Annotated in this window: 5 protein-coding genes; 1 reads left to right on the forward strand and 4 read right to left on the reverse strand. The window is 66.2% G+C overall.

Annotated features, from left to right (window positions below; translation table 11 throughout):
* Positions 1 to 171: 171 nt before the first annotated feature.
* The 4 genes from WBQ44_RS23000 to WBQ44_RS23015 all read right to left on the reverse strand — a co-directional run bounded on the left by WBQ44_RS23000 (position 172) and on the right by WBQ44_RS23015 (position 5,682).
* Positions 172 to 1,620 (reverse strand): amidase, encoded by a 1,449-nt coding sequence (locus WBQ44_RS23000; protein ID WP_495568969.1) that lies wholly within the window; start codon positions 1,618 to 1,620, stop codon positions 172 to 174.
* Positions 1,621 to 1,725: 105 nt separating this feature from the next.
* Positions 1,726 to 2,832: a barbiturase gene (gene bar / locus WBQ44_RS23005; protein ID WP_495568970.1), complete on the reverse strand. Its 1,107-nt coding sequence runs from the start codon at positions 2,830 to 2,832 to the stop codon at positions 1,726 to 1,728.
* A gap of 82 nt (positions 2,833 to 2,914) precedes the next feature.
* On the reverse strand, positions 2,915 to 4,513 hold the full coding sequence (locus tag WBQ44_RS23010; protein ID WP_495568971.1) for a carboxyl transferase domain-containing protein: 1,599 nt from the start codon (positions 4,511 to 4,513) through the stop codon (positions 2,915 to 2,917).
* The gene (locus WBQ44_RS23015) at positions 4,510 to 5,682 is read right to left on the reverse strand and encodes a CaiB/BaiF CoA transferase family protein (protein WP_495568972.1); all 1,173 of its coding nucleotides are present in this window, start codon (positions 5,680 to 5,682) and stop codon (positions 4,510 to 4,512) included. Before WBQ44_RS23015 ends, WBQ44_RS23010 begins: the two co-directional genes overlap by 4 nt.
* Positions 5,683 to 5,881: 199 nt before the next feature.
* On the opposite strand from WBQ44_RS23015, the gene upp reads away from it, so the two are divergent.
* Complete coding sequence (upp, locus tag WBQ44_RS23020; RefSeq protein WP_495568973.1) at positions 5,882 to 6,505, forward strand: uracil phosphoribosyltransferase; 624 nt, start codon at positions 5,882 to 5,884, stop codon at positions 6,503 to 6,505.
* Positions 6,506 to 6,567: the final 62 nt, after the last annotated feature.

Raw genomic sequence — 6,567 nt, forward strand, 5'->3', positions numbered from 1 at the left:
CTCGCCGGCCACCAGCTTCGATCCCGCGAGGCTGGGCAGTGCAAGCAGTTCCGCGGCCGTCAGTGCATACCCCGCCGACGCAGGGAAATCTTGTGCCCCTGGACGAAGTTCACCGACCATGTCATCCATTGTTCAACCGTACTCGGCGGCCCATGACGCGGATGTGGGGGTTCAGCGGACGTGCAGCGCTGGAGGGACGACGCGTTCCACCCAGCGTGACGCCTGCTCGTAGGCGTAGGCGAGCTGAAGAACCGCCCGGTCCGCGCCGTGCCTTCCGATGATCTGAACGCCCATCGGGAGACCACGGTCGTCGAATCCCACGGGAACAGCCGCAACCGGCACACCGGTCATCGTCCACGGCACGACCGTCTCCATCCACCGGTGATACGTGTCCATCGAACGTCCGGCGATCGACTCCGGCCAATGCTGACTTTTGTCGAACGGGAACACCTGAGCGCTGGGAGCCAGGATGAAGTCGTACGTATCGAACATCGTTGTCAGCGCGGCCTGCCATTGGTTACGGGCCAGCGCAGCCTTGGTGACGTCGCGTGCGGTGAGCGCGACGGCATTGCGCATCTCCCACTGCATTTCGGGCTTCATGAGCGCTCGCGTGCGGGGGTCGTCGTAGAGATCGGCCATGCCGAGTTGCGCCCACCACCGCCACGTCAGGAACAGCTGCCAGATGTTCTCCGGCGCGAAGTCCGGTAAGGCGGTCTCGACGTCGCAGCCCAGATCCGCAAAGGTCGCGAACGACGACTCGCACAGTTCGAGCACGCCGGGTTCGGTTGCCAGGTAACCGTTCCAGTCGCCGACCCACGCAACGCGCGCTCCGCGGAAGCTGCGTTCGAGTGTCCGAGTGAAGATCTCGGGGTCCTCGTTGATCCCGAGGGGCGCGCCCGCGTCGGGTCCGGCCATCGTCGACAGCAGGTGTGCGACGTCGGTAACGGATCGGCCCATCGGGCCGGCGACCGCTCCCTGAGCGATGAAGCCCGGCTCGGGGATTCGGCCCCACGAGGGCCGGAAGCCGACCACGTTGTTGAACGCGGCGGGGTTGCGCAGCGAGCCCATGTAGTCGGTGCCATCGGCGACGGGCACCATGCGCAGGGCGAGTGCCGCCGCGGCCCCGCCGCTGCTACCGCCTGCGGTGCGCGAGGTGTCGTACGGCGACACCGTGGTGCCATAGACCGGGTTGTAGGTCTGCGAACCGAATCCGAACTCCGGCGTGTTGGTCTTGCCGATGATAATGGCGCCCGCAGCCCTGATCCGGGCGACGAACAGATCGTCCGCCTCGGCGATGCGGTCCGCGAATATAGGTGATCCCGACGTGAACGGCATCCCTGCGACGGCCGAGAGATCCTTCACCGCATGGGGAAAGCCGTGCATCCAGCCGAGGTATACGCCATCGGCCAGCTGACGGTCACGTTCCTGCGCCTCGGCGAGCAAGTCGTCGCGGTCGCGCAGCGCGACGATGGCGTTGACGGACGGGTTGTGCTTGTCGATGTGATCGAGGTACGCCGTCATGGTCTCCACGCACGACACCTCTCGGCGTTTGATCTTGCCGCTGAGCTCGAGTGCGTCGCACATGACGAGTTCGTCGGCTGGTCGAAGAGTGCGTGCCATGGGTGTTTCTTTCTGGCTCGGGGACACAGTTGCATGAGGGGCCGGAAAGCCGCGCGGCACCGGGTTGTCCGGTCCCGCGCGGCACGAAGCTGATGTTCGGGCGCGTTAGCCGAGGTCGACGATGGCAGCGACGGGTCCGCCGCCTTCGGGGCCCTGGTGTGCTGCCGAGACGGACACGAACACGGCCGGGTCGCCGGTCACCGCGGCGGTGACGCCGCCGACGCACGCCTTGATCTGACGGTGCCAGTGCACATCCGAGTCGTCGAGCATCGCGTTACGACGACCACGAACCGTACCGTCCTGGCTGGCTTCGCACTTGAGGAAGACGTTGACGAGCTTGCCGTCCAAGTCCTTGGTGTGCGGTCGCTCGGGGAGGTCCAGGCCGGCATTCTTGATGGCGTTCCAGATGCCGTCCTGGTCCAGTGCGTCGGTCATGACACTGTGGCCGATGCGGTAGCGGCCACCGATGCCACGGGTGTTGCCGACAACGACGATCTGAGCGCGGTCCAGCTCGACCCCCGACGAGCACGAGGCGACGGACGAGTACAGCTCACGGCTGTGCATGACATCTTCGTCGGTCGGCATGTCGATCTCACCGAGGCCGACGGCGACGCCCAATGCCGTACCGCCGTTGGACAGGTCCATCGACTCGTGAGTCTGCTCGGTCCAGACCGTCTTGCCGCGGCTCTTGGCGTCGCGGATCGTGTGGATGGTGAGCAGCGGTGTCTTGGTCTGCACGTAGTGCACGTCGGCGGGATCGGTGATCCCTGCCTGGGCCATCGCCTCTTTGACGCCGGCAGCGACCTTGGTGATCATGGCGGTGCGGCCGATGTCCTCGGGCAGCAACTGCTCGCTCATGGCGACACCGACAGTCAGGCGCGGCTCGTCGCTCTGCACTGCTTTGTCCGAGGCCACGGTGGCGAAAATAGTTGCGTGCGGGCTGATCACGCCATCGGTTCCGCCGGACCAGACGATCGGTACCTCGCCGACGTCGTGTGCGCTGCGAGTTCCTTTCGCGGACAATACTTCACGGAACGCGCGGTCGGCGATGATGCGGGTGTAGTCGTTGACGCCGCCGTTGCCCTCCGTCTTGCCGATGACCGCGATGACACGGTCGGCTTCGATCACGCCGTCGTCGATGAGCTTAGCCAGCTCGCTCGCATCGGACACGTTGTGAAGGGGGACCTTGCGGACCTCGATTGCTTCGGGCACTGTGGAATCTCCTCTATCGGGGACTGTGGGTACAGCAGAGTCGGCCGGAGTTCGCGCTGCGGTGCGCTCTCTCGTGAAAACGCTATCGACCGTCGGTGTCGGCCTGCACTGGCAAGCTTTGCCCAATCAACGCGTTTTTTTGGTGTTTCGACATCCCCAGGTAGCGGTACCGGTTCAACCGACTTGATACCAGGTTCGTCGGGTCAGCTGCCAGGAGCACCGCGAGTTCGTGCTCGAGCACGGTGCCGAGGCGCGAAAGAAACTGCGCCGGCTCGTCGGAGGCGTCGGGACGTTCGGCGACGATGCGGTCGATAACCCCGTTCCGTAGCAGGTCGATACTGCGGACGCCCTGTTCCTCCGCCATCTCCGCGGCGCGGTCGACGGTGTGGAATTTGATCGCCGACGCGCCTTCCGGTGGCAGCGGTGAGAGCCAGCCGTGCTGTGCGCACAGCACTCGGTCGGCAGGAAGAAGGGCGAGTGCCCCGCCGCCCGCGCCCTGGCCGAGGAGCAGGCAGATCGTCGGCGCCTTCAGCGTGGTGAGTTCGACCAGACATCGGGCGATCTCGCCCGCGAGCCCGCCCTCTTCGGCTTCCTTGCTCAGCGCGGCACCCGCCGTGTCGATGACGGTCACCAGCGGCAGGGAAAGCTCCTCGGCCAACCTCATGCCTCGTCGCGCTTCGCGTAATCCCGCGGGGCCGAGTGGCTGACCTGCAAAGGTACGGTCCTGCCCGAGCAGCACGCAGGCCGACGCGCCGAACTTCGCCAGCGCGAGGAACAGTCCGGGTTCGATCTCACCTGCGCCGGTGCCCTGCAGCGGCGTCACCGTGTTCGCCGCCGACCGCACCAGCTGTCGCACGCCCGGTCGTTCCGGTCTCCTCGACCGTTCGATCGACTCCCAAGCGGGTACGTCGTCGAGGTGTTCGAGCGGGACGTTGGGGACCGGCGGCGGCGGCTCGTGCGGCGCACACAGAACGGCGAGGGCCGAGATGGCCACCTCTCGCAGCCGCTCCGGCGGGATCACGGCGTCGACGAGGCCCTTGGCGGCCAGATTCTCGGCGGTCTGCACGCCCTCGGGGAATTTTTCGCCGTACAGGGCCTTGTACACGCGTGGGCCGAGGAAGCCGAGTAGCGCACCGGGTTCGGCCGCGGTCACATGACCGAGAGACCCCCACGACGCGAGCGCGCCACCGGTGGTGGGATGGCGTAGGTAGACGGCGTAGGCGAGCCCCGCCGACTTGTGTGCCGCGATCGCCGACGAGATCTTCACCATCTGCAGGAATGCGACGGTGCCCTCCTGCATGCGCGTTCCGCCGGACGTGGGGGCCGCCAGCAGCGGGAGCTTCTCGGCGGTAGCTCTCTCGACGGCCTGCACCAGGCGTTCCGCAGCGGCCGTCCCGATGGATCCTGCGAGAAATCCGAACTCGCACATGACGATTGCCACGCGTCGGCCTGCGAGCGTGGCCTCGCCGGTCAAGACCGATTCGTCGCACCCACTTGCCGCCCGGGCTGCCTCGAGTTCGTCGAGGTAGCTCTGCTGGGGAGGTCCGTGTACCCCGATCGGGGGCAGCGGCGTGCCGTCCCACCGTTCGAACGTCCCTGCATCGACGATCAGGTCGATCAATTCGAGCGCGCTGAGGCGGGTTGGTGCGCTCGTGGTGGTCCCTGCGCCGCTCTGGATCATCGTGCTTCCTCGAGCCAGGAGCGGATCGAGTCCCCGTGTTGATCGAGGGTGGGCGGGGCGGTATGAGTTCCGCGCATGCCTGCGCCGACCGAGTCGTCGTCGAAACGCAACGGCGGCCCTGGCAGGGTGATGGTGCCGAGAGCCGAATGGTCGACGTCGATCAACAGTCCTTGGGAGCGCGTCTGTTCCCAGGTGTAGACCTCCTCGAGGTCGCGGACCCGACCTGCCGGGACGCCCAGTTCGGTCAGGCGTCCGAGCAGTTTGTCCGTTGGCCAGTCTGCGAATGCCGTTTCGACTGCGGCGATGACCGCGTCTCGGTCGGCGACGCGCCTCGGGTTGGTGGCCCATTCCGGGCGGTCGAGGCCGAATTCGGGCGCGAAGCGCTGCCACAGCCCTTCGCTGCCCACGGCGATCTGCACCAGGCCCTCGGAGGAGTGGAAAAGCCCGTACGGGCAGATCGACGGATGATGCCCACCGGTCGGCCGGGGCACTTCGCCCGCGACGGTGTAGCGGGTGCCCTGGAACGCGTGGACTCCGACGATGGACGCAAGGAGGCTGGTCCGCACGACACGTCCGCGCCCGGTGGTGTTGCGCTCGTGCAATGCCGCGACGACGCCGTATGCGCCGTTCATACCTGCGAGCAGATCACCGATGGGAACGCCGACGCGTGTCGGTTCGTCGCGGGACGGCCCCGTCAACGACATCAATCCTGCTTCGCCCTGGGCGATCTGGTCGTAGCCCGGCCTGGCGCCTTCGGGGCCGTCGTGCCCGAATCCGGTGATGGACAGAACGACCAGACGCGGGTTCAGCTCGTGCAGCGCGTCCATGCCGAAGCCCAATCGATCGAGAACCCCGGGCCGAAAGTTCTCGACGAGTACGTCGGCGTGACCGATCAGTTCGTTGAGCGTCGCCCGACCGTCGTCGGCTTTCAGGTCGAGCGCGATGGACTCCTTGTTGCGATTGCACGAGAGGAAGTACGTCGAGTGCCGGTCACCCTCCTCGTCGGACACGAACGGCGGACCCCAGCTGCGGGTGTCGTCACCACCGGACGGTGACTCGACCTTGATCACCCGCGCACCGAGGTCACCCAACATCATCGCGGCGTGTGGCCCTGCCAGGGCACGGGAGAGATCGACGACCAGGCAGTCGGACAGAGGACCGAGTGTCATGATGTTGCCCTTTCCTCGGGAGTGAGCACGTTTATCGGCATGGAGCCCCGAAACCGAGATCGTTCGAGGCGTCATGCGTTACGAGTCAACGTGCCGGTCGACCCCAAGTCCCTGGCAATAGTTGCCGACGCTGCGCGGCCGGATTCGGACCGTCCGCGGGCGGCTTGGCTTGTCGGTGTTTCGCCCATACTCTCCGAGCATGGACACACAGGTAGTCGACCATCCGTTGACCGCAGCGCTTTTGACGACTTTGCGGGATGCGCGCAGCGACAACGCCACCTTCAGATCCGCATTGCGGAAACTGACGCACACGTTGGTGTACGAAGCTCTGCGTGATGCACCGGTGGACGAATTCGAGGTGGACACGCCGGTTGCTCGCACCACAGGTGTTCGCCTGGCGCATCCACCTCTGCTCGTTCCGGTGTTGCGCGCGGGGCTCGGAATGGTCGAACAGGCCAGCGCTCTGCTTCCTCAGGCCGGCGTCGGCTTCATCGGGATGGCACGGGACGAGGAGACGCTCGAGCCAGTGCCCTACCTCGAGTCGCTACCCGTCGATCTGTCCGGCACCCCTGTTTTCGTGCTCGACCCGATGTTGGCGACCGGTGGGTCCATGATTCGGACGATCGACCTGCTGGTTGCTCGCGGGGCGACCGACATCATCGTCGTGTGCGTGGTGGTCTCGCCGGAAGGTGTTGCCGCGCTGAACGAATCAGGACATCCGGTCCGCTTGGTCACAGCGAGTATCGACGAGGGCCTCGATGACAACGGCATCATCGTCCCGGGTCTCGGCGACGCGGGGGACCGCCAATTCGGCCCGCGCTAAAAGAACGCGGTGTGGGGCCCGTCAGTCGTCGCGCTGATCGGTGGCGGTGGCGGCCCCTGTCC

It is taken from the genome of Rhodococcus sp. (in: high G+C Gram-positive bacteria) (assembly GCF_049591685.1).
Lineage (GTDB): Bacteria > Actinomycetota > Actinomycetes > Mycobacteriales > Mycobacteriaceae > Rhodococcoides.